Source organism: Streptomyces sp. NPDC048182 (assembly GCF_043202555.1).
GTDB lineage: Bacteria > Actinomycetota > Actinomycetes > Streptomycetales > Streptomycetaceae > Streptomyces.
The window spans coordinates 496148-517920 of sequence record NZ_JBIDAQ010000001.1; the positions used below are offsets into that span (position 1 = coordinate 496148).

The 21773-nt window shown below is 71.0% G+C and carries 20 protein-coding genes, 2 tRNA genes and 1 pseudogene; 8 read left to right on the forward strand and 15 right to left on the reverse strand.

Annotated features, from left to right (window positions below; all coding sequences use genetic code 11):
- Nucleotides 1-39 precede the first annotated feature (39 nt).
- Nucleotides 40-2664, reverse strand: a complete 2625-nt coding sequence (locus tag ACGFZL_RS02375; protein WP_393688439.1) for a valine--tRNA ligase — start codon at nt 2662-2664, stop codon at nt 40-42.
- A 136-nt stretch (nt 2665-2800) separates the two neighbouring features.
- On the opposite strand from ACGFZL_RS02375, the gene ACGFZL_RS02380 reads away from it, so the two are divergent.
- Nucleotides 2801-3724, forward strand: coding sequence for a hypothetical protein (locus tag ACGFZL_RS02380; protein ID WP_393688441.1), 924 nt, complete (start codon nt 2801-2803; stop codon nt 3722-3724).
- A 70-nt stretch (nt 3725-3794) separates the two neighbouring features.
- On the opposite strand, the gene clpX is transcribed toward ACGFZL_RS02380, so the two are convergent.
- From clpX to ACGFZL_RS02405, 5 genes are all read right to left on the reverse strand, one after another.
- Nucleotides 3795-5081: an ATP-dependent Clp protease ATP-binding subunit ClpX gene (clpX, locus tag ACGFZL_RS02385; RefSeq protein ID WP_355165973.1), complete on the reverse strand. Its 1287-nt coding sequence runs from the start codon at nt 5079-5081 to the stop codon at nt 3795-3797.
- Nucleotides 5082-5260: 179 nt separating this feature from the next.
- Nucleotides 5261-5929, reverse strand: coding sequence for an ATP-dependent Clp protease proteolytic subunit (locus tag ACGFZL_RS02390; protein WP_393688443.1), 669 nt, complete (start codon nt 5927-5929; stop codon nt 5261-5263).
- Nucleotides 5930-5989: 60 nt separating this feature from the next.
- Nucleotides 5990-6595: an ATP-dependent Clp protease proteolytic subunit gene (locus ACGFZL_RS02395; protein ID WP_393688664.1), complete on the reverse strand. Its 606-nt coding sequence runs from the start codon at nt 6593-6595 to the stop codon at nt 5990-5992.
- 301 nt (nt 6596-6896) lie between these two features.
- A complete protein-coding gene (gene tig, locus ACGFZL_RS02400) occupies nt 6897-8276 on the reverse strand; it encodes a trigger factor (RefSeq protein WP_393688445.1) in 1380 nt (459 codons plus the stop codon).
- A gap of 184 nt (nt 8277-8460) precedes the next feature.
- Nucleotides 8461-8537 (reverse strand) — tRNA-Pro (locus ACGFZL_RS02405).
- A 117-nt stretch (nt 8538-8654) separates the two neighbouring features.
- Here ACGFZL_RS02405 and ACGFZL_RS02410 point away from each other — a divergent pair.
- Nucleotides 8655-8728, forward strand: a tRNA-Gly gene (locus tag ACGFZL_RS02410).
- A 70-nt stretch (nt 8729-8798) separates the two neighbouring features.
- Here the strand turns inward: ACGFZL_RS02410 and ACGFZL_RS02415 are convergent.
- Both ACGFZL_RS02415 and ACGFZL_RS02420 read right to left on the reverse strand, forming a co-directional pair.
- Nucleotides 8799-9443, reverse strand: coding sequence for a LysE family translocator (locus ACGFZL_RS02415; protein ID WP_393688447.1), 645 nt, complete (start codon nt 9441-9443; stop codon nt 8799-8801).
- A gap of 14 nt (nt 9444-9457) precedes the next feature.
- Nucleotides 9458-9652: a hypothetical protein gene (locus tag ACGFZL_RS02420; protein ID WP_393688449.1), complete on the reverse strand. Its 195-nt coding sequence runs from the start codon at nt 9650-9652 to the stop codon at nt 9458-9460.
- Nucleotides 9653-9934: 282 nt separating this feature from the next.
- Between ACGFZL_RS02420 and ACGFZL_RS02425 the strand changes: the two genes are divergently transcribed.
- Nucleotides 9935-11041 carry an acyltransferase family protein gene (locus ACGFZL_RS02425; protein ID WP_393688451.1) on the forward strand — a complete coding sequence of 369 codons (1107 nt, stop codon included), beginning with the start codon at nt 9935-9937 and terminating at the stop codon, nt 11039-11041.
- On the opposite strand, the gene ACGFZL_RS02430 is transcribed toward ACGFZL_RS02425, so the two are convergent.
- The 4 genes from ACGFZL_RS02430 to ACGFZL_RS02445 all read right to left on the reverse strand — a co-directional run bounded on the left by ACGFZL_RS02430 (nt 11038) and on the right by ACGFZL_RS02445 (nt 14215).
- The gene (locus ACGFZL_RS02430; RefSeq protein WP_393688666.1) at nt 11038-11490 is read right to left on the reverse strand and encodes an HD domain-containing protein; all 453 of its coding nucleotides are present in this window, start codon (nt 11488-11490) and stop codon (nt 11038-11040) included. The genes ACGFZL_RS02425 and ACGFZL_RS02430 overlap by 4 nt on opposite strands.
- A gap of 2 nt (nt 11491-11492) precedes the next feature.
- Complete coding sequence (locus ACGFZL_RS02435; protein WP_355167145.1) at nt 11493-12686, reverse strand: PP2C family protein-serine/threonine phosphatase; 1194 nt, start codon at nt 12684-12686, stop codon at nt 11493-11495.
- 161 nt (nt 12687-12847) lie between these two features.
- Nucleotides 12848-13657 (reverse strand): Fpg/Nei family DNA glycosylase, encoded by an 810-nt coding sequence (locus tag ACGFZL_RS02440; RefSeq protein WP_393688453.1) that lies wholly within the window; start codon nt 13655-13657, stop codon nt 12848-12850.
- Between the two features lie 66 nt (nt 13658-13723).
- Nucleotides 13724-14215, reverse strand: a complete 492-nt coding sequence (locus tag ACGFZL_RS02445; RefSeq protein ID WP_355165959.1) for a ribose-5-phosphate isomerase — start codon at nt 14213-14215, stop codon at nt 13724-13726.
- A gap of 207 nt (nt 14216-14422) precedes the next feature.
- On the opposite strand from ACGFZL_RS02445, the gene ACGFZL_RS02450 reads away from it, so the two are divergent.
- Nucleotides 14423-15853: an amino acid permease gene (locus tag ACGFZL_RS02450; protein ID WP_355165957.1), complete on the forward strand. Its 1431-nt coding sequence runs from the start codon at nt 14423-14425 to the stop codon at nt 15851-15853.
- Nucleotides 15854-15921: 68 nt separating this feature from the next.
- On the opposite strand, the gene ACGFZL_RS02455 is transcribed toward ACGFZL_RS02450, so the two are convergent.
- The gene (locus tag ACGFZL_RS02455; RefSeq protein WP_393688456.1) at nt 15922-16503 is read right to left on the reverse strand and encodes a biotin transporter BioY; all 582 of its coding nucleotides are present in this window, start codon (nt 16501-16503) and stop codon (nt 15922-15924) included.
- 397 nt (nt 16504-16900) lie between these two features.
- On the opposite strand from ACGFZL_RS02455, the pseudogene ACGFZL_RS02460 reads away from it, so the two are divergent.
- The 4 genes and pseudogenes from ACGFZL_RS02460 to ACGFZL_RS02475 all read left to right on the forward strand — a co-directional run.
- A pseudogene (locus ACGFZL_RS02460) lies at nt 16901-17026 on the forward strand (sugar kinase); the annotation flags it as partial.
- A gap of 233 nt (nt 17027-17259) precedes the next feature.
- Nucleotides 17260-18690, forward strand: coding sequence for an amino acid permease (locus ACGFZL_RS02465; RefSeq protein WP_393688458.1), 1431 nt, complete (start codon nt 17260-17262; stop codon nt 18688-18690).
- 115 nt (nt 18691-18805) lie between these two features.
- Nucleotides 18806-19222 carry a VOC family protein gene (locus ACGFZL_RS02470; RefSeq protein ID WP_393688460.1) on the forward strand — a complete coding sequence of 139 codons (417 nt, stop codon included), beginning with the start codon at nt 18806-18808 and terminating at the stop codon, nt 19220-19222.
- A gap of 97 nt (nt 19223-19319) precedes the next feature.
- On the forward strand, nt 19320-19961 hold the full coding sequence (locus ACGFZL_RS02475; RefSeq protein ID WP_355165949.1) for a superoxide dismutase: 642 nt from the start codon (nt 19320-19322) through the stop codon (nt 19959-19961).
- Nucleotides 19962-20085: 124 nt separating this feature from the next.
- Here the strand turns inward: ACGFZL_RS02475 and ACGFZL_RS02480 are convergent, their stop codons facing one another.
- Together ACGFZL_RS02480 and ACGFZL_RS02485 are read right to left on the reverse strand one after the other, a co-directional pair.
- The gene (locus ACGFZL_RS02480) at nt 20086-20874 is read right to left on the reverse strand and encodes an SAM-dependent methyltransferase (protein WP_393688463.1); all 789 of its coding nucleotides are present in this window, start codon (nt 20872-20874) and stop codon (nt 20086-20088) included.
- A gap of 183 nt (nt 20875-21057) precedes the next feature.
- The gene (locus ACGFZL_RS02485) at nt 21058-21696 is read right to left on the reverse strand and encodes a DsbA family protein (RefSeq protein WP_393688465.1); all 639 of its coding nucleotides are present in this window, start codon (nt 21694-21696) and stop codon (nt 21058-21060) included.
- Nucleotides 21697-21773 lie beyond the last annotated feature (77 nt).

Here is a 21773-nt window from a genome sequence, read left to right on the forward strand (position 1 = left end):
TCTTCAAGCAGGGGACCCCCAGAAGCGGCCCGGGAGACGTTACGCCTGCGGGAGGCGGGTCAGCTGGGAGGTGAGGCGGGTGATGTCTTCCTCGGCCTTCGCCAGGCGGGTGCGGATCTTGTCGACGACGTGGTCCGGGGCCTTGCCCAGGAACGCCTCGTTGCCGAGCTTGGCCTCGGCCGCGGACTTCTCCTTCTCCGCGGCGGCGAGGTCCTTGGCCAGGCGCTTGCGCTCGGCGGCGACGTCGATCGCGCCCGAGAGGTCGAGCGCGACCTCCGCCCCGGCGACGGGAAGCGTCGCCGTCGCCGTGAAGGCGTCACCCTCCGGCTGGAGGCGCAGCAGCTGGCGGATGGCCGCCTCGTGCGGGGCGAGCGCCGTCCCGGACACCGTCAGCCGGGCCGGCACCCGCTGCCCCGGCTGGAGCCCCTGGTCGTGCCGGAACCGCCGCACCTCCGTGACCACGGACTGGACGGTCTCGATCTCCCGCTCGGCGGCGGTGTCCCGGAACCCGGAGTCCGACGGCCAGGGGGCGACGACCACCGACGAACCCCCCGTCAGCGTGGTCCACAGGACCTCCGTGACGAACGGGACCACCGGGTGGAGCAGCCGCAGGGTGACGTCCAGGACCTCGCCGAGGACCCGCTTGCTGACCTCCGCCGCGGGGCCGCCGGCGGCGAACGTCGTCTTCGACAGCTCGACGTACCAGTCGAACACCTCGTCCCACGCGAAGTGGTACAGCGCGTCCGACAACTTGGCGAACTGGAAGTCCTCGTAGAACGCGTCCACGTCGGCCACGGTCTCGCCGAGGCGGGAGAGGATCCACCGGTCGGTGGAGGACATCTCGGCGGGGTCGGGCAGCGGCCCCTCGACCGTCGCGCCGTTCATCATCGCGAAGCGCGTCGCGTTCCAGATCTTGTTGGCGAAGTTCCGGGACGCCTGGACCCAGTCCTCGCCGATCGGCACGTCGGTGCCCGGGTTGGCGCCGCGGGCGAGGGTGAAGCGGACGGCGTCGGAGCCGTACTTGTCCATCCAGTCCAGCGGGTCGACCACGTTGCCGAAGGACTTCGACATCTTCTTGCCGCGCTCGTCGCGGACCAGGCCGGTGAGGGCGATGGTCTTGAACGGCGCCTCGCCGTCCATGGCGTAGAGGCCGAACATCATCATCCGGGCGACCCAGAAGAAGATGATGTCGTGGCCGGTCAGGAGGACGTCGGTCGGGTAGAACTTCGCCAGGTCCGGGGTCTGCTCGGGCCAGCCGAGCGTCGAGAACGGCCACAGGCCGGAGGAGAACCAGGTGTCCAGGACGTCCGTGTCCTGGTGCCAGCCCTCGCCCGTCGGCGGCTGCTCGTCGGGGCCGACGCAGACGACCTCGCCTTCGGGGCCGTACCAGATCGGGATCCGGTGACCCCACCACAGCTGGCGCGAGATGCACCAGTCGTTCATGTTGTCGACCCAGTCGAAGTACCGCTTCGACATGTCCTCGGGGTGGATCCTGACCCGCCCGTCGCGGACCGCGTCGCCGGCCGCCTGGGCCAGCGGGCCGACCTTGACCCACCACTGCATGGAGAGGCGCGGCTCGACGGTCGTGCCGCAGCGCGAGCAGTGGCCGACGCTGTGCGCGTAGGGCCGCTTCTCGGCGACGATCCGGCCCTGCGAGCGCAGCGCGGCGACGACGGCCGAGCGGGCCTCGAAGCGGTCCAGGCCCTCGAAGGGGCCGTGCGTGGTGATGACGCCCCGCTCGTCCATGACGGTGATCGACTCCAGGCCGTGGCGCTGGCCGATGGCGAAGTCGTTCGGGTCGTGGGCCGGGGTCACCTTGACGGCGCCGGTGCCGAACTCGGGGTCGACGTGCTCGTCGGCGACGACCGGGATGGTCCGGTCGGTCAGCGGCAGCTTGATGCGGGTGCCGACCAGGTGGCGGTAGCGCTCGTCCTCGGGGTGCACGGCGACGGCGGTGTCGCCCAGCATGGTCTCGGCGCGGGTGGTGGCGACGACCAGCTTGGCGTCGTCCTCGCCGTACGCGATGGAGACCAGCTCGCCGTCGTCCTCCTGGTACTCCACCTCGATGTCGGAGATGGCGGTCAGGCAGCGCGGGCACCAGTTGATGATGCGCTCGGCGCGGTAGATCAGCTCGTCCTCGTAGAGCCGCTTGAAGATGGTGCCGACGGCCCTGGAGAGGCCCTCGTCCATGGTGAAGCGCTCGCGGGACCAGTCGACGCCGTCGCCGAGGCGGCGCATCTGGCCGAGGATCTTCCCGCCGTACTCCTCCTTCCACTGCCAGACCCGGTCGACGAACGCCTCGCGGCCGAGGTCGTGCCGCGAGCGGCCCTCCTCGGCGAGCTGCTGCTCGACCTTGTTCTGGGTGGCGATGCCGGCGTGGTCCATGCCGGGCAGCCACAGCGCCTCGTAGCCCTGCATGCGCCGGCGGCGGGTGAGGGCGTCCATCAGAGTGTGCTGGAAGGCGTGGCCCAGGTGGAGGGAGCCGGTGACGTTCGGCGGCGGGATGACGATGGTGTACGGCGGTTTGTCGGACTCCGCGTCGGCGGCGAAGTAACCCCGTTCCACCCAGCGCTCGTACAGCTGCCCCTCTACGTCGGCCGGCGTGTACTGGGTCGGCAGATCGGTCGTGGGCACTGTGGGCGGCTGCTGAGCGTTCTCGGTCACCGGGCCAGTTTAGGGGTGTCACCGGCCAGTCCCGAAACGCGATTCCTTTGTAACGGTGCGGTACCCGGTGGCCAGGGCCCGCCATGTCTGCGTCAGGATGTGAACACGACATAAGCAGGTGGAGGGGAACCCAGTAATGAGCTACAACCAGCCGGGCCCGTACGGCGGGCAGCCACAGCAGCCCGGACCGTACGGCCAGCCGGGCCCGTACGGCCAGCAGCCGCCGCAGGCCCCCCAGCCCGGCTACGGCTACCCCCAGCAGCAGCCCCAGCAGCCGGGCTACGGCTACCCGCAGCAGGGCCAGCCCGGCGTCCCCCCGCAGCAGCCCGGCCCGTACGGCCAGCAGCCTTACGGCACACCTCCTCCCCCGCCCTCGTCGGGTGGCGGCAAGAAGAAGACGGGGCTCATCATCGGCGCGGTCGCGGTGGTCGCCGCGATCGGCGTGGGCGTGTACTTCGTGGTGGGCGGCAGCGGCGGCGGCTCGGGTGACCTCGCCGACGACGGCCCGCACAAGCTGACGACGCCGGAGACGGTACTCACGGAGTACAAGAAGTCCGGCGACGGGTCCGACGGCATGACGGCGAACGACCTGAAGGACGCCGAGAAGTGGGGGGTGAAGAACCCCAAGGACGTCAACGCCTCCTACCAGGTGCAGAACAAGGAGAACCCGCTGGCCGGGAAGATCCTCTCCTACGGCGGCGTCTACGGCACGATCGACGACCCCGAGAAGACGATCGACGGTCTGCTCGCGAAGATGAACAAGGAGAGCGGCGACAGCGACGAGGACGTCACTCTCAACGGCGAGGCGAAGACGTACCAGCCCGCCGACGGGGACGGGGCCGTCTTCAAGTGCCAGGAGGCCACGATCGACAACTCCGACGGCGGTGAGAACGAGCCCAAGTCGATGAAGATGACCTACTGCGTCTGGGCCGACCACAGCACGATCGGGTTCGCCATGCCGATCAACTACCTCGACGTGGCTGCGGGCAAGAAGCCCGACCCCGCGGCGGCCGCCGAGCTGACGGCCAAGCTCCGCAAGGAAGTCCGCGTCAAGCTCTGACGCCCGCGGACAGCCGAAGGGCCCCGGTCGTTCGGACCGGGGCCCTTCGCTCACGTCTACTGCCGTACGGCTACGCCGACTTCTGCTCGCCCGGACCCCGCCCCCGCGAATCCCTCGGGATCAGGGTCGGGTTGACGTTGGAGAGAACCACGTCGGCCGTGATGACCACGCGGGCCACGTCCTTGCGGGACGGGACCTCGTACATCACGCCCTGGAGCACTTCCTCCATGATGGCGCGCAGCCCTCGCGCGCCGGTCTGGCGCAGGATGGCCTGGTCGGCGATGGCCTCCAGGGCCTCGCGCTCGAAGTCCAGCTCGACGCCGTCGAGTTCGAAGAGGCGCTCGTACTGCTTCACCAGCGCGTTGCGCGGCTCGACCAGGATCTGGAGGAGCGCCTCGCGGTCGAGGTTGTGCACGGAGGTGATGACGGGGAGCCGGCCGATGAACTCCGGGATCATCCCGAACTTGACCAGGTCCTCCGGCATGACCTGCTGGAACTGGTCCTGCGACTCGCGCTCCCGCTTGGAGCGGATCGTCGCGCCGAAGCCGATGCCCTTGGCGCCCGCCCGGCCCTCGATGATCTTCTCCAGACCGGCGAAGGCACCGCCCACGATGAACAGCACGTTCGTCGTGTCGATCTGGATGAACTCCTGGTGCGGGTGCTTGCGTCCGCCCTGCGGCGGCACCGAGGCGGTGGTGCCCTCCAGGATCTTCAGCAGCGCCTGCTGCACGCCCTCGCCGCTGACGTCGCGCGTGATCGACGGGTTCTCGCTCTTGCGGGCGACCTTGTCGATCTCGTCGATGTAGATGATCCCGGTCTCGGCCTTCTTGACGTCGTAGTCGGCGGCCTGGATCAGCTTGAGCAGGATGTTCTCGACGTCCTCGCCGACATAGCCGGCCTCGGTGAGCGCGGTGGCGTCCGCGATGGCGAACGGCACGTTGAGCATCCGGGCCAGGGTCTGCGCGAGGAGAGTCTTGCCGGAGCCGGTGGGGCCGAGGAGCAGGATGTTGGACTTGGCCAACTCGATGGCGTCGTCGCGCCCTTGAGCGCCGCCGTTCTCGCCGGCCTGGACGCGCTTGTAGTGGTTGTACACCGCGACGGAGAGGGCCTTCTTGGCGGCCTCCTGGCCGACCACGTACCCCTCGAGGAACTCGTAGATCTCGCGGGGCTTGGGCAGCTCCTCCCAGCGCACCTCGCTGGTCTCGGCCAGCTCCTCCTCGATGATCTCGTTGCAGAGGTCGATGCACTCGTCGCAGATGTAGACACCGGGCCCTGCGATGAGCTTCTTGACCTGCTTCTGGCTCTTGCCGCAGAACGAGCACTTGAGCAGATCGCCGCCGTCACCGATGCGTGCCACGGTGTGCTTCCCCTTCGCCTGGGAGACGACTGGACGCCTACGGGTCCAACGGCTCCTGGTGCTGCCTTATGTCGACGGTACCTTGCCGGGCACCCCGTCCGGGCCCCCCTTGGCACGGTTCGCTTTGTCGTGAACCGCGCCAAACCATGCCAAGGGCGGCAGACGTTACAGCCTCCGAGTCAGCGCAGGGAGGAGTTGTCCATCTTCCGGGTGGTGATGATCTGGTCGACCAGGCCGTACGCCAGTGCGTCCTCGGCCGTGAGGATCTTGTCGCGCTCGATGTCCTCGCGGATCTTCTCCATCGGCGTGGTGGAGTGCTTGGCCAGCATCTCCTCCAGCTGCGAGCGCATCCGCAGGATCTCGTTGGCGGCGATCTCCAGGTCGGAGACCTGGCCGCGGCCGGTCTCGCTGTAGGGCTGGTGGATCAGCACACGGGCGTTGGGCAGCGCCATGCGCTTGCCCGGGGTGCCGGCGGCGAGCAGCACGGCCGCGGCGGAGGCGGCCTGGCCCATGCAGACCGTCTGGATGTCCGGCTTCACGTACTGCATCGTGTCGTAGATCGCCGTGAGCGCGGTGAAGGAGCCGCCCGGGCTGTTGATGTAGATCGAGATGTCCCGGTCCGGGTCGATCGACTCCAGGCACAGCAGCTGCGCCATGACGTCGTTGGCGGACGCGTCGTCGATCTGCACGCCGAGGAAGATCACCCGCTCCTCGAAGAGCTTCGCGTACGGGTCGTACTCGCGCACGCCCTGCGAGGTGCGCTCCACGAAGCGCGGGATGATGTAGCGGGACTCGGCGGAGGGGCCGGTGTAGCGGCCCTGGAGGCCGCTGCCGGGGAAGTCGTTCACAGTGTCTCCTGGAAAGCCTGAAGGGGGCTGGGGCGGTCGGCTCGGGGCTGAAGGGGCTGCTCAGGCGCCCGTGCCGCCGCCGCCCGGCATGCCGGCGGCCGTCGGGATCACGTCGTCGATGAGGCCGTACTCCTTGGCCTCGAAGGCGTCGAACCAGCGGTCGCGGTCCGAGTCGCGGGTGATCTGCTCGACCGACTGGCCGGTGTGCTGGCTGGTCAGCTCCGCCATGCGCTTCTTGGTGTGCAGCAGCCGCTCGGCGTGGATCTTGATGTCCGACGCGGAGCCGGCGAGGCCGGCGGAGGGCTGGTGGATCAGGATCTCGGCGTTCGGCAGCGCGAAGCGCTTGCCGGGGGTGCCCGCGCTGAGCAGGAACTGTCCCATCGAGGCGGCCAGGCCCATCACGATCGTCACGACGTCGTTCTTGATGAACTGCATCGTGTCGTAGATCGCCATGCCGGCCGTGATCGAGCCGCCGGGGCTGTTGATGTACAGGAAGATGTCCTTGTCCGGGTCGGCGGCAAGGAGCAGCAGCTGTGCGGTGATCTTGTTGGCGATGTCGTCGTCGACCGGCTGGCCGAGGAAGATGATCCGCTCGCCGAGCAGCCGGTTGTAGACCTGGTCGCCGAGGCCACCACCGATGGAGGGCTCGCCGGCGGCGGAGGGCATCAGATTCGTCACGTATCCACCTGCTCGTCTTACGACGGCGCCGGGCCGTCTCACGTTTCCCTGCGTTTCCCTGCGGGGCTTGAAGCGGGGTTCGGGGCTCCCTTGCCCTCGTATTCATGGACCCTAACGCGGTGGCCCTGCGGAGCCATCCCGGTTCCCCTGGTGTTCGCCGGGGGCGTAGTGGTCCGGTGGGAAGGTGCGGGTTGTGTGTGGCTGGTCGCGCAGTTCCCCGCGCCCCTTGGGTACGCGAACGGGCCCCCGGACAGAGTCCACGGGCCCGTTCAATGACCGACAGAGGGGATCAGCCCTCGGTCTTCTCCTCGGCGGCGTCGGCGGCGGGGGCCTCCGTGGCCTCCTCCGTCTCCTCGTCCTCGTCGTCCAGGTCGACGACCTCGCCGTTGGTGTCCTTCACCGTGGCGGACTCGACCACGACGGCCAGGGCCTTGCCGCGGGCGACCTCGCCGACGAGGAGCGGGACCTGGCCCTGCTCGACGACGGCCTGGGCGAACTGGTCGGGGGACATGCCGGAGGAGGCGGCGCGGCGCATGAGGTGCTCGGTCAGCTCCTCCTGGCTCACGTTGAGGTTCTCCCGCTTGACCAGCTCGTCGAGGACGAACTGGGTCTTGATGCCCTTGACCGCGGCCTCGCGGGTCTCGGTGTCGAACTCCTCGGCGGTCTTGCCCTGGATCTCCAGGTACTTGTCGAGGTCGAGGCCCATCTGGCCGAGCTGGTGGTGCTCCAGGTTGTGCTTGCGGGTGTTGACCTCGTCCTCGAGGAGCTTCTCGGGGACGGGCACCTCGACCAGCTCCAGGAGCTTGTCCAGGACGCGCTCCTGGGCCTGGGTGGCCTGGTCGTACTGCTTCATGTCGGCGAGGCGCTTGCGGCTGTCGGCGCGCAGCTCCTCCAGCGTGTCGAACTCCGACGCCAGCTGGGCGAAGTCGTCGTCCAGCTCGGGCAGCTCGCGGGCCGCGACCTGGGTGACCTTGACGGTGACCTCGGCCTCCTTGCCCGCCGCGGAGCCGCCCTTCAGCTCGGAGGCGAAGGTGGCCTCGGCGCCGGCCTCCAGGCCGGTGACGGCCTCGTCGATGCCGTCGAGCAGCTCGCCCGAGCCGATGGTGTAGGAGACGCCGTCGGCGACGCCGTCCTCCAGGACCTCGCCGTCGACCTTGGCCTTCAGGTCGAGGGTGACGACGTCGCCCTCGGCGGCGGCGCGCTCGACCGGGGAGGTGGAGGCGAAGCGCTCGCGCAGCTGCTCGACCGACTTCTCCACGTCCTCGTCGCTGACCTCGACGGCGTCGACCTCGACCTCGATGCCGGAGTAGTCCGGGATCTCGATGGCCGGGCGGATGTCGACCTCGGCGGTGAAGTTCAGCGTCTCGCCGTCCTTCAGCTCCGTGATGTCGACCTCGGGCTGGCCCAGCGGGTTCAGCTCGGCCTCGTTGACCGCGTCGGTGTAGAACTTCGGAAGCGCGTCGTTGACCGCCTCCTCCAGGACCGCACCGCGGCCGAACCGCTGGTCGATGACGCGGGCCGGGATCTTGCCCTTGCGGAAGCCCTTCACCGTGACCTGCTGGTTGATCTTCTTGTACGCCGCGTCGAGGCTGTCCTTGAGCTCCTCGAAGGGCACCTCGACAGTGAGCCGAACCCGGGTCGGGTTCAGGGTCTCCACGGCGCTCTTCACGGTTCGGTCTCCTTGTGGCTGACTGCTTGGGTTCTGCCGGAACGCCAGTGGGGCGTCCGGCGGATTTCGCCGCCCGGAGACTGCTGAGCTGAGACACACGGGCGCGCAGCTTGCATAGTAACGGCAGCGACTCGGCCGCCCAAAAGGCGATCACGCGAGGTCGTCGGCACGGCGGCTCGGCGCGTGGTCGGGGTGGCGGGATTTGAACCCACGGCCTTCCGCTCCCAAAGCGGACGCGCTACCAAGCTGCGCCACACCCCGTCTGGTGCGAGACGTAGGGTACATGCCGCCGGGGGCCCGGGCCCGTGGTGTGCGGCGAGCGGGTCGGACCCGCTAGGATGCCTGAGTGCCGCGCCGTCCGTGCGCGGGGCACGCCGTGCGGGCGTAGCTCAATGGTAGAGCCCTAGTCTTCCAAACTAGCTACGCGGGTTCGATTCCCGTCGCCCGCTCCACGCGACGCGGGGCCAGGTCGGAGGATGTTCCTCCCGCCTGGCCCTGAGTGCTTTCCGGGGGCCTGTCGGCTCAGGTGGCGGCGGGTCCGCGGGACAGGGCGGTGCGCACGGCGAAGACGCCGAGCAGGCCGCCGGCGGCGTAGCGCTGGGTGGCCATGGCGCGCGGGCGGGCGGCCAGGAAGCCCGACACCCGGGCCGCGGAGAGCATGACGAGGCCGTTGACGGCGACGCCCACGACGATCTGCACGCCGCCGAGCTGGAGCAGTTGCGCCCAGGCCGGGCCCGCGTGCGGGTCCAGGAACTGGGGCAGCAGGGCGGCGTAGAGCAGCGCGATCTTGGGGTTGAGCAGGTTGGTCAGCAGCCCCGTCGCGAAGAGGCGGGCGTCGGAGAGCGGGGGCAGGTCGCCGGCCGGGGCGAAGGGCGAACGGCCGCCGGGCCTGAGCATGCCCCAGGCGAGGTAGGCCAGGTAGGCGGCGCCCACGAGCTTGACCACCAGATACGCCACCGGCACGGCGGCGAACAGGGCGGACAGGCCCGCGGCGGCGGCCAGCAGGTAGCAGAGGAATCCCACGGCGGTCCCGCCGAGGCTGACCAGGCCGGCCCTGCGGCCCTGCGTGATCGCCCGCGAGGCGAGGTGGATCATGTTCGGGCCCGGGGTCAGGGCCATGCCCAGCTCGACGAGGGCCACGCCGCCGACCGCGGTCAGAGTGATCACTGGTGGGACGCCCCCTAGAACCGGATCGAGTTGATCATGTCGGCTATCGAGTCCAGGAAGCGCTGGATGTCGTCGGCCATGCCCGTGGAGGCCAGGAAAAAGCCGAAGAGGACCGCGACGAGGGCCGGGCCCGGCTTGATCGAGCCGCCCCGGAGCAGCACCACCAGGATGATCCCCAACAGCAGCACCACGGACAGTGAAATGGCCACAACTGATCACACCCTAGGTCGGTCCGCTCTCCCGGCCCGGAGGTGCAGCCGACACCCCCGCCAGAACCATCGTGCCACCAACTGGTGCCGCTCATGCGGGTGGTGACCGATCGTCTGGCCGGAGCCGGTCGGCGGGATGCCCGCGGCGGGCGGGCGCACAGGCGGCGCACAGGAATTCGAGTTACCACTCGCAGGGTAATTCGAGCACTTCGTTTCACTACCCACACATGTTGTGCGCAGGGCGTTTTACGGATGAGCGAGGGCGAGGCTAGGGTGCTTCAGATGTCCAACGCTGCCACGTCCGCCCCCCGGCGCGACGCCTTCTTCGACAATGCCAAGTACCTGGCCATCGTGCTGGTCGGAGTGGGCCACGCCTGGGGTCAGATACTGGACGGCAACCGGACCGTGGAGACGCTCTACCGGTTTGTCTACACCTTCCACATGCCGGCGTTCATCATCATCTCCGGTTATTTCTCGCGCAGTTTCGATCTGAGCCCGAAGCGCGTCAAGCGGCTGATCACCGGCGTGGTCGTGCCGTATGTCGTCTTCGAGTTCGCCTATTCCATGCACTGGCGGCTCCTCGGCGGTGATCCCGGTCACGACATCAGCCTGCTGGACCCGACCTATCTGCTGTGGTTCCTGTGCGCGCTGTTCGTGTGGCGGCTGACCACCCCGATCTGGCGCACGCTCCGGTGGCCGCTGCCGGTCGCCCTGGTCATCGCGGCGCTCGCCTCCATGACGCCGACCATCGCCGACGACCTGAACATGCAGCGGGTGCTGCAGTTCCTGCCGTGCTTCGTCCTCGGCCTGTGCCTGCGGCCGGAGCACTTCGCCCTGGTGCGGCGCCGCGCGGTGCGGATCGCCTCCGTGCCCGTCGCGGCGCTCGCGGTGGCGGTGGCCTGGTGGTCGGTGCCGCGGATGACCAACGACTGGTTCTACCGCAACGTCCCCGCGCAGTCGACCGGCTCCCCCTGGTGGACCGGGCCGGTCCTCACGCTCGCGCTGTTCGGCTGCTCGGTGGTGCTCAGCGCCTGCTTCTACGCCTGGGTGCCGGGCCGCCGCATGTGGTTCACCGCGCTGGGCGCGGGCACGATCTACGGCTACCTGCTGCACGGCTTCCTGGTGAAGGAGGGCATCTACTCGGGCTTCTTCGACCGGCCCTTCCTGGACACCCCGCTCGGCGAGATCGGGGTCGCGCTGGCCGGCGCCACCGCCGTCACGCTGCTGTGCACCCCGCCCGTGCGGCGCGCCCTGCGCTTCGTGGTGGAGCCGCGGATGGAGTGGGCCTTCCGGCAGGACGCGGGCGAGGCCGCGCGCGACCGCCGGCCGCCGAGCGCGGCGCAGGGGCCGGACACCCGGGTGCCGGCGCAGGAGCGGGTCTCCGCCTAGCCGGCGTCGGGGCCGTCGAGGCCGAGCAGGGCCCGCATGCGCGCGTACTTCGCGGTCAGGCGGGCCCCCGTCGCCGGGTCGAGGACGGCGAGGCGGGCCGGGTCGGCGTTGTGCGCCAGGTCGGCCTCCTTGACCAGGCGGGCGCCCGGCGTGGCCAGGATGCGGGCGGCGTACGCCTCGGGGGCCTCGCCGGGCCGCTTGGTGAGAGCCAGGACGATGTCCTTCGTACGGCGGCTCAGCGCCGCCTCCCGCAGCCACCGCTCGGTCAGCGCGTCGTCCTCCACGGCGTCGTGCAGCCAGGCCGCCGCGATCTGGTCGGCGTCCCCGCCGCGCCGGCGCACGCCCTCGGCGACGGCGTGCAGGTGGCCGGCGTACGGCTCGCCCGCCTTGTCGGTCTGCCCGGCGTGCGCGGCGCGGGCGAGGGACTCCACCTCGGTGAGGGACAGCATCGTCACGCCTCCGTCGGGGTGCGGGGCCGGGCGGGGGTGAGGCCCTCGCGGGAGATCAGCAGCAGGGCCCGGTCGTCGTTGACGTCCTTGGCGACCGCCTCGATGAGATGCCAGGCGGCGCCGTGGAAGCCGCCGGCGACATAGCGGTCGGCCTCGCCGGTGAGGCGGTCGATGCCCTCGGCGATGTCCCGCTCCGCGGTCTCCACCAGGCCGTCGGTGAAGAGCATCAGCACGTCGCCGGGGCGCAGCGTGCCCTTCACCGGGTCGAACTGGGCGCCGTCGTAGACGCCGAGCAGCGGGCCCTCGGCGGTCATCTCCTCCCAGCGGCCGGTGCCGGCGTGCAGTTGGAGGCCGGGCGGGTGGCCGGCGGAGTACAGCTCGTAGTCGCCGGAGTCGAGGTCGAGGACGAGGTGGATGGAGGTCGCGAAGCCCTCGTCCCAGTCCTGGCGGAGCAGGTAGCCATTGGCGGCCGGCAGGAAGGCGTGCGGCGGCAGGCTGCCGAGCAGGCCCCCGAAGGCGCCGGAGAGCAGCAGCGCGCGCGAGCCGGCGTCCATGCCCTTGCCGGACACGTCGGTGAGGACGGCCTCCAGTGTGCGCCCGCCCCCGGTGCGCGCGGCGACCACGAAGTCACCGGAGAAGGACTGGCCGCCGGCCGGGCGCAGCGCCATCTCCCGGTGCCAGCCGCGCGGCAGCTGGGGCAGCTTGCTCTGCACGCGGATGCGTTCGCGCAGGTCGAAGAGCATGGTGCCGCCGCGCCGCCAGGGCACGCCGACCCGGCTGCGGAACTGGGCGAGCAGCAGCCCGAAGAAGCCGCAGGCCGCCACGACCAGGACGACGCCCGGGGTGACCCGGGAGGGGCCCTCGGTGTACGGGCCGAGCCGGACCGACTCCACGATCAGGGCGGTGGCCGCCGCGGCGTACAGGCCGAGCAGGCTGGCCGGGCGCAGCACCAGGCCGCCGGCGACGATGGGCAGGACCAGGGCGGCCGGCGAGCACCACACGGAGTTCATCAGCGTGGTCGCCGTGATCACGGGCACGGTAAGGAGCAGGCCGATCAGGGCGATCCAGTCGGAGCCGCCGCCGCGGAAGTAGTCGACGGCGGATCTGCGCACGCCGACGCGGGCCCGGTGCCACTGCTTCTTCCACCGGGCCGTGAACCTCTCGGCCGCCGCGCGCCGCTGTCGTCCTGCCATCAGTTCGGGACCCTATCCGTGGAACCGGCCGCTGGGTACGGGAGGTGCCGCTTGTCCCCCGTCCGAGGCTCGACTCCACAGTGAACTTCACCGGCGGCCCACGCGCCCGGGCCTGGCGGAAATCCGCCCACGATCCGTCCGGCGCACGGGAGTTGACGGGCTCCTCAGGCCCGCTGGCAGGTGGGGCACCAGAAGAGGTTGCGGGCGGCGAGGCCCGCGGTGCGCACGGGGTCGCCGCATAGGTGGCAGGGCAGGCCGGTGCGGCGGTAGACGTAGACCTCGCCGCCGTGGTCGTCGACGCGGGGCGGGCGGCCCATCGCCTCGGGGGTGTGCTCGGGGCGGACGGTGTCGATGCGGCCCAGGCGCACGCCCTCGCGCATCAGCGCGCACAGGTCGTGCCAGATCGCGTCCCACTCGGCGGGGGCGAGGTCCCGGCCCGCGCGGTAGGGGTCGATGCCGTGCCGGAAGAGGACCTCGGCGCGGTAGACGTTGCCGACGCCGGCCACGACCTTTTGGTCCATCAGCAGCGCGGCGACGGAGCTGCGGCTGCGGGAGATACGCCGGTACGCGGCGGCCGGGTCGGCGTCGGGGCGCAGCGGGTCGGGGCCGAGGCGGTCGTGTATCGCGTCCTTCTCGGGCGCGGTGATCAGGGCGCAGGTGGTGGGGCCGCGCAGGTCCACGTAGGCCGTCTCGTCGCGCAGGCGCAGGCGGACGGTGTCGGTGGGCGGGGGCGCGGGTTCCGGGCCCTGGGCGACCTTGCCGAACAGGCCGAGGTGGATGTGGACCCAGCCGGTGGCGCCGAAGCCGAGGAAGAGGTGCTTGCCGTGGGCGTCGGTGGCGGTCAGCTCAGCGCCGTCGAGCAGGGCGGCGGCGTCGCTGAACTTGCCCTGCGGGCTGCTGACGCGCACGGGGCCGCCGGCGAAGGCGGCGGCGTAGTCGCCGGCCAGCCGGTGGATGGTGTGCCCTTCCGGCACGGGAGTTCCTTCCTCGCACATCCGCCCCGGGCCTCCCGGCGAAGGGGAGGGCCCGGGGCGGTGCGGTCACTGCTCCTGCTGCGGGTGGTGCGCCGGGATCGGCGGGAGGTCGCCCGTCGTCTCGTAGCCGGCCAGCATGTCGATGCGGCGGATGTGGCGCTCGTCGCCGGAGAACGGGGTGCCGAGGAAGATCTCGACGAACTTCGCCGCCTCCTCCCGGCTGTGCATGCGGGCGCCGACCGCGACGACGTTGGCGTCGTTGTGCTGGCGGCCGAGCGCGGCCGTCTCCTCGCTCCAGGCCAGGGCCGCGCGTACGCCCTTGACCTTGTTGGCGGCGATCTGCTCGCCGTTGCCGGAGCCGCCGATCACGATGCCGAGGGAGCCGGGGTCGGCGACGGTGCGCTCGGCGGCCCGGAGGCAGAAGGGCGGGTAGTCGTCCTGGGCGTCGTAGACGTGCGGGCCGCAGTCGACGGGGTCGTGGCCGGCCGCACGGAGCTGCTCGACGAGGTGGTTCTTGAGTTCGTAGCCCGCATGGTCCGAGCCGAGATACACGCGCATAGGTCGAGTGTGACACGCCCCGCACGGGGCAGCAGCCTCGGGTGTCGGGCCCGAAACTCGTGGGCGAAATCCTAGAAGCTCAGGTGAACCTCAAGTAACGATACGGAAACCAAAGGTTCCCCAACCTCCTGGCCTTCCGTTTACTGGTCCGTCTCGTACACCGCTCGTACGGGACCGTGCTCAACCGGCGCAAAGGAAGACCTCCCCATGACTTCGCAGCCGACCCTGGCGAAGCCCGGCAAGGAGCCCGAGAACCCCGGCGATCCCGGGACCGGACTCCAGGCCGGACTCAAGAACCGGCACCTGTCGATGATCGCGATCGGCGGTGTGATCGGCGCCGGCCTCTTCGTCGGCTCCAGCACCGGCATCGCCACCGCCGGACCCGGCATCCTGCTCTCCTACGCCCTCGTCGGCGCCCTCGTGGTGCTGGTGATGCGGATGCTCGGCGAGATGTCCGCGGCCAACCCGACCTCCGGCTCCTTCTCCGCCCACGCCGACCGGGCGCTGGGCCCCTGGGCCGGCTTCTCCATCGGCTGGCTCTACTGGTTCTTCTGGGTCGTCGTGCTGGCCGTGGAGGCCACCGCCGGCGCGACGATCCTGGAGGGCTGGATACCGGCCGTGCCGCAGTGGGGCTGGGCGCTGATCGTGATGCTGGTGCTGACCGCCACCAACCTGGTCTCGGTGGGCTCCTACGGCGAGTTCGAGTTCTGGTTCGCCGGCATCAAGGTCGTCGCCATCGCCGCCTTCATCGTGGTCGGCGGCCTCGCGGTGTTCGGGGTGCTGCCCGGCGCCGACACCGACCAGGCCGGGCTCTCCAACCTGACCGACCACGGCGGCTTCCTGCCCAACGGGCCGGGCGCCATCCTCACCGGCGTGCTGCTCGTCGTCTTCTCCTTCATGGGCAGCGAGATCCCCACCCTCGCGGCCGGCGAGTCCGCCGACCCGCAGCAGGCGGTCACCAAGGCGACCAACAGCATCATCTGGCGCATCGCCGTCTTCTACCTGGGCTCGATCTTCGTGGTCGTCGCCCTGCTGCCCTGGGACTCCAAGTCGATCGTCGACAAGGGCTCCTACGTCGCCGCCCTGGACTCCCTCGGCATCGCCAACGCCGGGCAGATCATGAACGTCATCGTGCTGACGTCGGTGCTGTCCTGCCTCAACTCCGGCCTCTACACGGCCTCCCGGATGGCCTTCTCGCTCGGTGCGCGCGGGGACGCGCCGAAGGCGTTCGCCCGGACCACCGCGCGGGGCGTGCCGCGCACGGCGATCCTGGTCTCGGTGGTGTTCGGGTTCGTCGCCGTCTTCTTCAATTACGAGTTCCCGGACTCCGTCTTCCTCTTCCTGGTCAACTCCTCGGGCGCGGTCGCCCTGTTCGTGTGGCTGGTGATCTGCTTCTCGCAGCTGCGGATGCGGAAGATCATCCAGGCCGAGGCCCCGGAGAAGCTGGTCGTGCGGATGTGGCTGTACCCGTACCTGACCTGGGCCGCCGCCGCGGTCATCGTCTTCGTGCTCGGTTACATGCTGACCGACACCGAGCACGACGGTCGGACGACGGTGCTGCTGTCGCTCCTCGTGGCGGCGGTCGTGGTGGTCGTGGCCGTGGTCAAGCAGCGGGTCACGGCGGGGCGCAGGGCCTGACGCCCGGCGTACGACATGACAGAGGGGCCCGCCGGATCCACCCGGCGGGCCCCTCTCGCGTGCGGTGGCTACTTCTTGCCGACCAGCTTCCAGGCGGACGGCAGCGCGCCCATCGCCAGGGCAGCCTTCAGGGCGTCGCCGAGCAGGAACGGGGTGAGGCCGGCGGCGATGGCGGCGGAGGCGCTGAGGTCGAGGGACAGCGCGAGGTAGGGGACGCCGACGGCGTAGATCACGGCCTCGCCGAGCAGCATCGTGCCGGCCGTCCGCCACACCGAGCGGTCGGCGCCGCGGCGGGCCAGGGCGCCGACCAGGCCGGCGGCGAGGATCATGCCGAGGACGTAGCCGAGGGAGGGCATCGAGGCGCCGGAACGGCCCTCCGCGAACCAGGGCACGCCCGCCATGCCGACCAGCGCGTACAGCGCGAGGGAGGCGACGCCTCGGCGCGCGCCGAGGGCGGTGCCGACCAGGAGCGCGGCGAAGGTCTGGCCGGTCACCGGCACCGGGGAGCCGGGCACGGGCACCGAGATCTGGGCCGCGAGGCCGGTGAGCACGGCGCCGCCGAGGACGAGGAGGGCGTCGCGGGTGCGGGAGGCCGGCAGGAGGTCGGCGAGGACTGCACCGGGGCGGGCGGTGGCGGTGGCGGTGCTCATGGGGACTCCGCGGGGTGGTCGGGACGGGGTGGGACAGCGCGACGCTATCCCAGCGCCCGCGCGGCGGACACCGTCGGCCCTGGACAAAGGGGGGAACGACGCGTTCGTGGCCTTCGGACAAACGACGTCCTCCGTTCCCCGCCGGCCGGGTCGCCCGTCGGGCGCCGTCCGGGCAGCGCGGGAGCGGCGGTGCACTGGCTTCGGGCGCATGGTTACCCAGGCCAGGAACTTCACGTCGCGTCGCTATGTCGACCTGCGGCGCCAGGGCACGGCCACCTGTCGCCGTCCGGGGTAGGCGGGGCGGGCCTTGTGGCGCCGAGTCTCCTCCCCCACCGCGAGTCCGAGACGTGTCGGCCCCGGTTCCGAGGACGGTCCTCCATGCCCCCAACGCCGTTTCCACTGCGCCCGGCTGGCCGGGCTCGGCCTGCTCCGGGAGTCGCCCGCGCCGCTGCGCTCGGGCGGCGTCGGCCGGCCGCACGTGCCGGTCGGCCTGGACGCGACGCGGCTGCTGGTCGCCGGCGTGGCGGGGCGGCGTCCGCTGGGTGTCGGGCTGCCGGTCATGCCCGCCGTGCTGCCCTCGGGCCTGGAAGCCTTCGTCGAGCACGTCGTGCCGCTACGCCCCCGCGCTCGCGTGACCGGCGGTCCACGCTGCGTGCGGCGGGTGTCCGGATAGTGGGCACGCGCGTCGCCTGAGCGGACGGTCGGCCCAGACTGTGGGGCGATTTGACCCCTCTATCGCACCGGACGAGCCGCTTCATGCCCAGCAGTACGCAGACCGGGACGACGCCGCAGCAACAGCAGCGGGACGGCGCCGCCCTCACCCACGGCCTCAAGCAGCGCCACCTGTCGATGATCGCCCTGGGCGGGGTGATCGGCGCCGGGCTGTTCGTCGGCTCCGGGGCCGGCATCGCCGCGGCCGGCCCGTCGATCATCGTCGCCTATGCCCTGTCCGGCCTCCTGGTGATGCTGGTGATGCGGATGCTGGGCGAGATGTCGGCGGCGTACCCGTCCTCGGGCTCCTTCTCGGCGCACGCCGAGCGGGCCATCGGGCCGTGGGCCGGGTTCACGGCGGGCTGGGCGTTCTGGGTGCTGCTGTGCACGGCGGTCGGCCTGGAGGGCATCGGCGCGGCGCAGATCGTCACGGGATGGCTGCCGGGCACGCCCGCGTGGGCGTGGGTGGCGCTGTTCATGGTGGTCTTCTGCGGGGCCAACCTCGCGGCCGTGAAGAACTTCGGCGAGTTCGAGTTCTGGTTCGCGGCGCTCAAGGTCGGCGCGATCTCGCTGTTCCTGGTGCTGGGCGTGCTGGCGATCACCGGCGTGCTGCCGGGCACCGACTCCCCCGGCGGCTCCCACCTGGCCGACTTCCTGCCCAATGGCGGCGAGGGCCTGGTGGTCGGCCTGCTCGCCTCCGTCTTCGCCTACGGCGGCCTGGAGACGGTCACCATCGCGGCGGCCGAGTCCGACGACCCCGTCCGGGGCGTGGCGAGCGCGGTGCGCACGGCCATGTGGCGGATCGCGCTGTTCTACGTCGGCTCCATGGCGGTCGTCGTGACCCTGGTGCCCTGGGACTCCCCCGAGGTGGTCTCGAAGGGACCGTACGTCGCCACGCTCGACGCGCTGGGCATCCCGGGCGCCGGGCAGCTGATGAACGTGGTCGTGCTGGTGGCACTGCTCAGCGCGATGAACGCCAACGTGTACGGGGCCTCGCGGATCGGGTACTCGCTGGTCGAGCGGGGGCAGGGGCCGAGGGCGCTGGGGCGGGTGTCGGGCGGGGTGCCGCGGGTCGCGGTGCTGGTGTCGTCGCTGTTCGGGTTCGGGTGCGTGCTGCTGAGCTACTGGCGGCCGGACGACGTCTTCCCGTGGCTGCTGAACATGATCGGGGCGGTGATCCTGGTCGTCTGGATCTTCATCGCCGTCTCGCAGTTGCGGCTGCGGGGGCGGCTCGAGCGGGAGGCGCCGGAGCGGCTGGCGGTGCGGATGTGGGGACATCCGTGGCTGACCTGGGTCGCCCTGGCGGGCATGGCGGCGGTGTTCGTGCTGATGGCTCGGGAGCCGGGCACGCGGGTGCAGCTGTATTCGACGGGCGCGATGACCGTGGTCCTGGCCGCGCTGGGCTACGCCTGGCAGCGGCGGCGCCGACAGGACACGTCCCAGGAGGGTCTCCCCGAGCAGCCCGTGCGTCGTTGAGCGAGGCTTCACGATCGTTGCGCGGTCGCGCCTTGATGGCCTCTCCGGGCCGCAGCAGGATCACCGGTGTGCCACCGGTGCAATCCCCCTGCCGCCTGCCTGGAAAGGGCACGACATGAGCCACGCGATCGATTCCGCGCTCCGGGTCCGGATGGCCCGGCCCTCGCGCGACCTCGCCGCCGCCGGGCGCTTCTACGTGGACGGCCTCGGGCTGGCCGTCCTGTGGCGCACGACCGAGCGCGTCCCCGGCGAGCACGACCTGCTGATGATCGGCCCGCCCGGCGCAGCCTGGCACATCGAACTGACGCACGACCCGGAGCGGCCACTGGAGCCGACTCCGACGGTGGACGACCTCTTCGTCCTCTACCTCGGCGCACCGGCGGACCCGTCCCTGATCGAGCGCCTGCTCGCGGCCGGCGGCACCCGCGTCCCGGCGCACAACCCGTACTGGGACGAGCACGGCGTGACCATCGCCGATCCGGACGGCTACCGCCTGGTGCTGTGCTCCCGCGCCTGGTCCCCGGGGTCGTGAAACGCCGGATCGGCGTGCCCCGCGCCCCGGCCCCGTCCTCCTGCTGCTAGCGTGCAGTTGCAAGGCTTGTGCAATAAGACGTCGGAGGGGATCCGCCATGTCCGTCTACACGCTTCCGGAACTGCCGTACGACTACTCGGCGCTGGCCCCCGTGATCAGCCCCGAGATCATCGAGCTGCACCACGACAAGCACCACGCGGCCTATGTGAAGGGCGCCAACGACACGCTGGAGCAGCTCGCCGAGGCTCGCGACAAGGAGACCTGGGGCTCGATCAACGGCCTGGAGAAGAACCTGGCCTTCCACCTCTCCGGGCACATCCTGCACTCGATCTACTGGCACAACATGACCGGCGACGGCGGCGGCGAGCCGCTGGCGGCGGACGGTGTCGGGGATCTCGCCGACGCGATCGCCGAGTCGTTCGGCTCGTACGCCGGGTTCAAGGCGCAGCTCACCAAGGCCGCCGCCACCACGCAGGGCTCCGGCTGGGGCGTGCTCGCCTACGAGCCGCTCAGCGGGCGGCTGATCGTCGAGCAGGTCTACGACCACCAGGGCAACGTCGGCCAGGGCGCCACCCCGATCCTGGTCTTCGACGCCTGGGAGCACGCCTTCTACCTGCAGTACAAGAACCAGAAGGTCGACTTCATCGAGGCCATGTGGGCCGTCGTCAACTGGCAGGACGTGGCCAAGCGCTACGAGGCCGCCAAGTCGCGGACCAACACCCTGCTGCTGGCTCCGTGACCCGCTGAGCCCCACCGGTCGTCCCGCCTCGTGATCGTCTTCTCACCCTTCACGGCGGCGGGCGGAATGAGGGAAGCCCCCGCGAGGACATGACTCGCGGGGGCTTCCTGTGTCCGGCGCCCGTTCACGGCTTGCGGGCCACACCGCCGTGCTGGCCGATGGGCCGGGGCTCCGTGCCGTCCGGTGCGGGGTCCGGGCGCCAGAGCGGGACCGGGACCACGCCGGGCTCGACCAGCTCCAGGCCCGCGAAGTACGCCTCGATCTCCGGCACCGGCCGCAGGAAGTAGGGCACGGCGCCGGTCTCGTTGTAGCCGTCCTGGGCGGCCTCGTAGTCGGGGTCGGTGCCCCGGGAGCCGTCGTTGACGCACAGGTAGCTGCCCGAGGGCAGGCCGGCCAGCAGGCGGCGGACCAGGTCGACGGCCCGGTCGTGGTCGGCGACGTGGCCGAGGATGCCGCTGAGGATGAGGGCGGTGGGGCGGGTCAGGTCCAGGGTGCGGGCGGCGGCCTGGAGGATCAGCTCCGGCTCCGCCAGGCTCAGGTCCTCGTAGGCGGTGGCGCCCTGTGGGCTGGAGGTGAGCAGGGCGCGGGCGTGGGTGAGGACCAGGGGGTCGTTGTCGACGTAGACGATCCGCGCCTCGGGGGCGTGCCGCTGGGCGACCTCGTGGGTGTTGTCCACGGTCGGCAGCCCCGTACCGACGTCCAGGAACTGCCGCACCCCCGCCTCCCGCACCAGGTACCGGATGCTGCGGCCGAGGAAGGCCCGGCTGCCGCGGGCGATGGTGACGATGCCCGGGAAGACGGCGGTGTAGGCGTCGCCGGCCGCCTCGTCCACGGCGTAGTTGTCCTTGCCGCCCAGCCAGTAGTTCCAGATCCGGGCCGAGTGCGGCACGGAGGTGTCGATGCGCGTGCTCATGGGGTGGGCTCGCCTCCAGCGGTGGTTGCCGGGCGTACCCGGCTTGTCAGGCCCATGCTCCTACGCGGGACGCCTCCGCGCGGGCACATCGGCCGGACTCCGGTCCGCCGGCGGATCGTTCCGGTTTCGGGGAGGGGATCGTTCCCGGAACGACCCCCTCCCCGTTCGAGGTGCCCGGGACGCCTAGAGGTTGCTGAAGTCCGGGCCCTTGGTGCGGGTGCGCTTCAGCTCGTAGAAGCCGGGGACCGAGGCGACCGCCAGGGTGCCGTCCCAGAGGCGGGCCGCGTCGTCGCCCTTGGGGGCCGGGGTGACGACCGGGCCGAAGAAGGCGATCTGCTCGCCGTCGGCGCCGGGCACGGCGATCACCGGGGTGCCGACCTCCTGGCCGACCTTGTCGATGCCCTCCTGGTGGGAGGCGCGCAGCTGCGGCTCGTAGGGCGTGCCGTCCCAGTGCTCCAGGAGGGACTCGGGCAGGCCGACGTCCTTGAGGGCGGCGGCGACGACCTCCTTCTCCGGGCCCTCGCCCTGGTTGTGGAAGCGGGTGCCGAGCGCGGTGTAGAGGTCGCCGAGGACCTCGGGGCCGTGCTCCTGCTGGGCGGCGATGACGACGCGGACCGGGCCCCACGCCTTGGTCCGCAGCATCTCCTGGTACTCCGCGGGCAGCTCGTCGATCCGGTCCTCGTTGAGGACGGCGAGGCTCATCACGTGCCAGCTGACCTCGATGTCCCGGACCTTCTCGACCTCCAGGACCCAGCGGGAGGTCATCCAGGCCCACGGGCACAGCGGGTCGAACCAGAAGTCGACGGGCGTCTTCTCCGACATGTCTCTCCTCGGGAGGTGGCACGGCACGAGCAAGTCTTCACGCGGAGAACGCGTCCGTCGCCCCCGCCCATTCCCCC

Coding starts and splice junctions, on each gene's coding strand:
- ACGFZL_RS02465 (WP_393688458.1), top strand. CDS start 17,260: ATGCCCAGCAGTACGCAGACCGGGACGACGCCGCAGCAACAGCAGCGG.
- ACGFZL_RS02455 (WP_393688456.1), bottom strand. CDS start 16,503: ATGAGCACCGCCACCGCCACCGCCCGCCCCGGTGCAGTCCTCGCCGAC.
- ACGFZL_RS02470 (WP_393688460.1), top strand. CDS start 18,806: ATGAGCCACGCGATCGATTCCGCGCTCCGGGTCCGGATGGCCCGGCCC.
- ACGFZL_RS02395 (WP_393688664.1), bottom strand. CDS start 6,595: ATGCCCTCCGCCGCCGGCGAGCCCTCCATCGGTGGTGGCCTCGGCGAC.
- ACGFZL_RS02480 (WP_393688463.1), bottom strand. CDS start 20,874: ATGAGCACGCGCATCGACACCTCCGTGCCGCACTCGGCCCGGATCTGG.
- ACGFZL_RS02425 (WP_393688451.1), top strand. CDS start 9,935: ATGTCCAACGCTGCCACGTCCGCCCCCCGGCGCGACGCCTTCTTCGAC.
- ACGFZL_RS02450 (WP_355165957.1), top strand. CDS start 14,423: ATGACTTCGCAGCCGACCCTGGCGAAGCCCGGCAAGGAGCCCGAGAAC.
- ACGFZL_RS02475 (WP_355165949.1), top strand. CDS start 19,320: ATGTCCGTCTACACGCTTCCGGAACTGCCGTACGACTACTCGGCGCTG.
- ACGFZL_RS02445 (WP_355165959.1), bottom strand. CDS start 14,215: ATGCGCGTGTATCTCGGCTCGGACCATGCGGGCTACGAACTCAAGAAC.
- ACGFZL_RS02430 (WP_393688666.1), bottom strand. CDS start 11,490: ATGCTGTCCCTCACCGAGGTGGAGTCCCTCGCCCGCGCCGCGCACGCC.
- ACGFZL_RS02380 (WP_393688441.1), top strand. CDS start 2,801: ATGAGCTACAACCAGCCGGGCCCGTACGGCGGGCAGCCACAGCAGCCC.
- ACGFZL_RS02485 (WP_393688465.1), bottom strand. CDS start 21,696: ATGTCGGAGAAGACGCCCGTCGACTTCTGGTTCGACCCGCTGTGCCCG.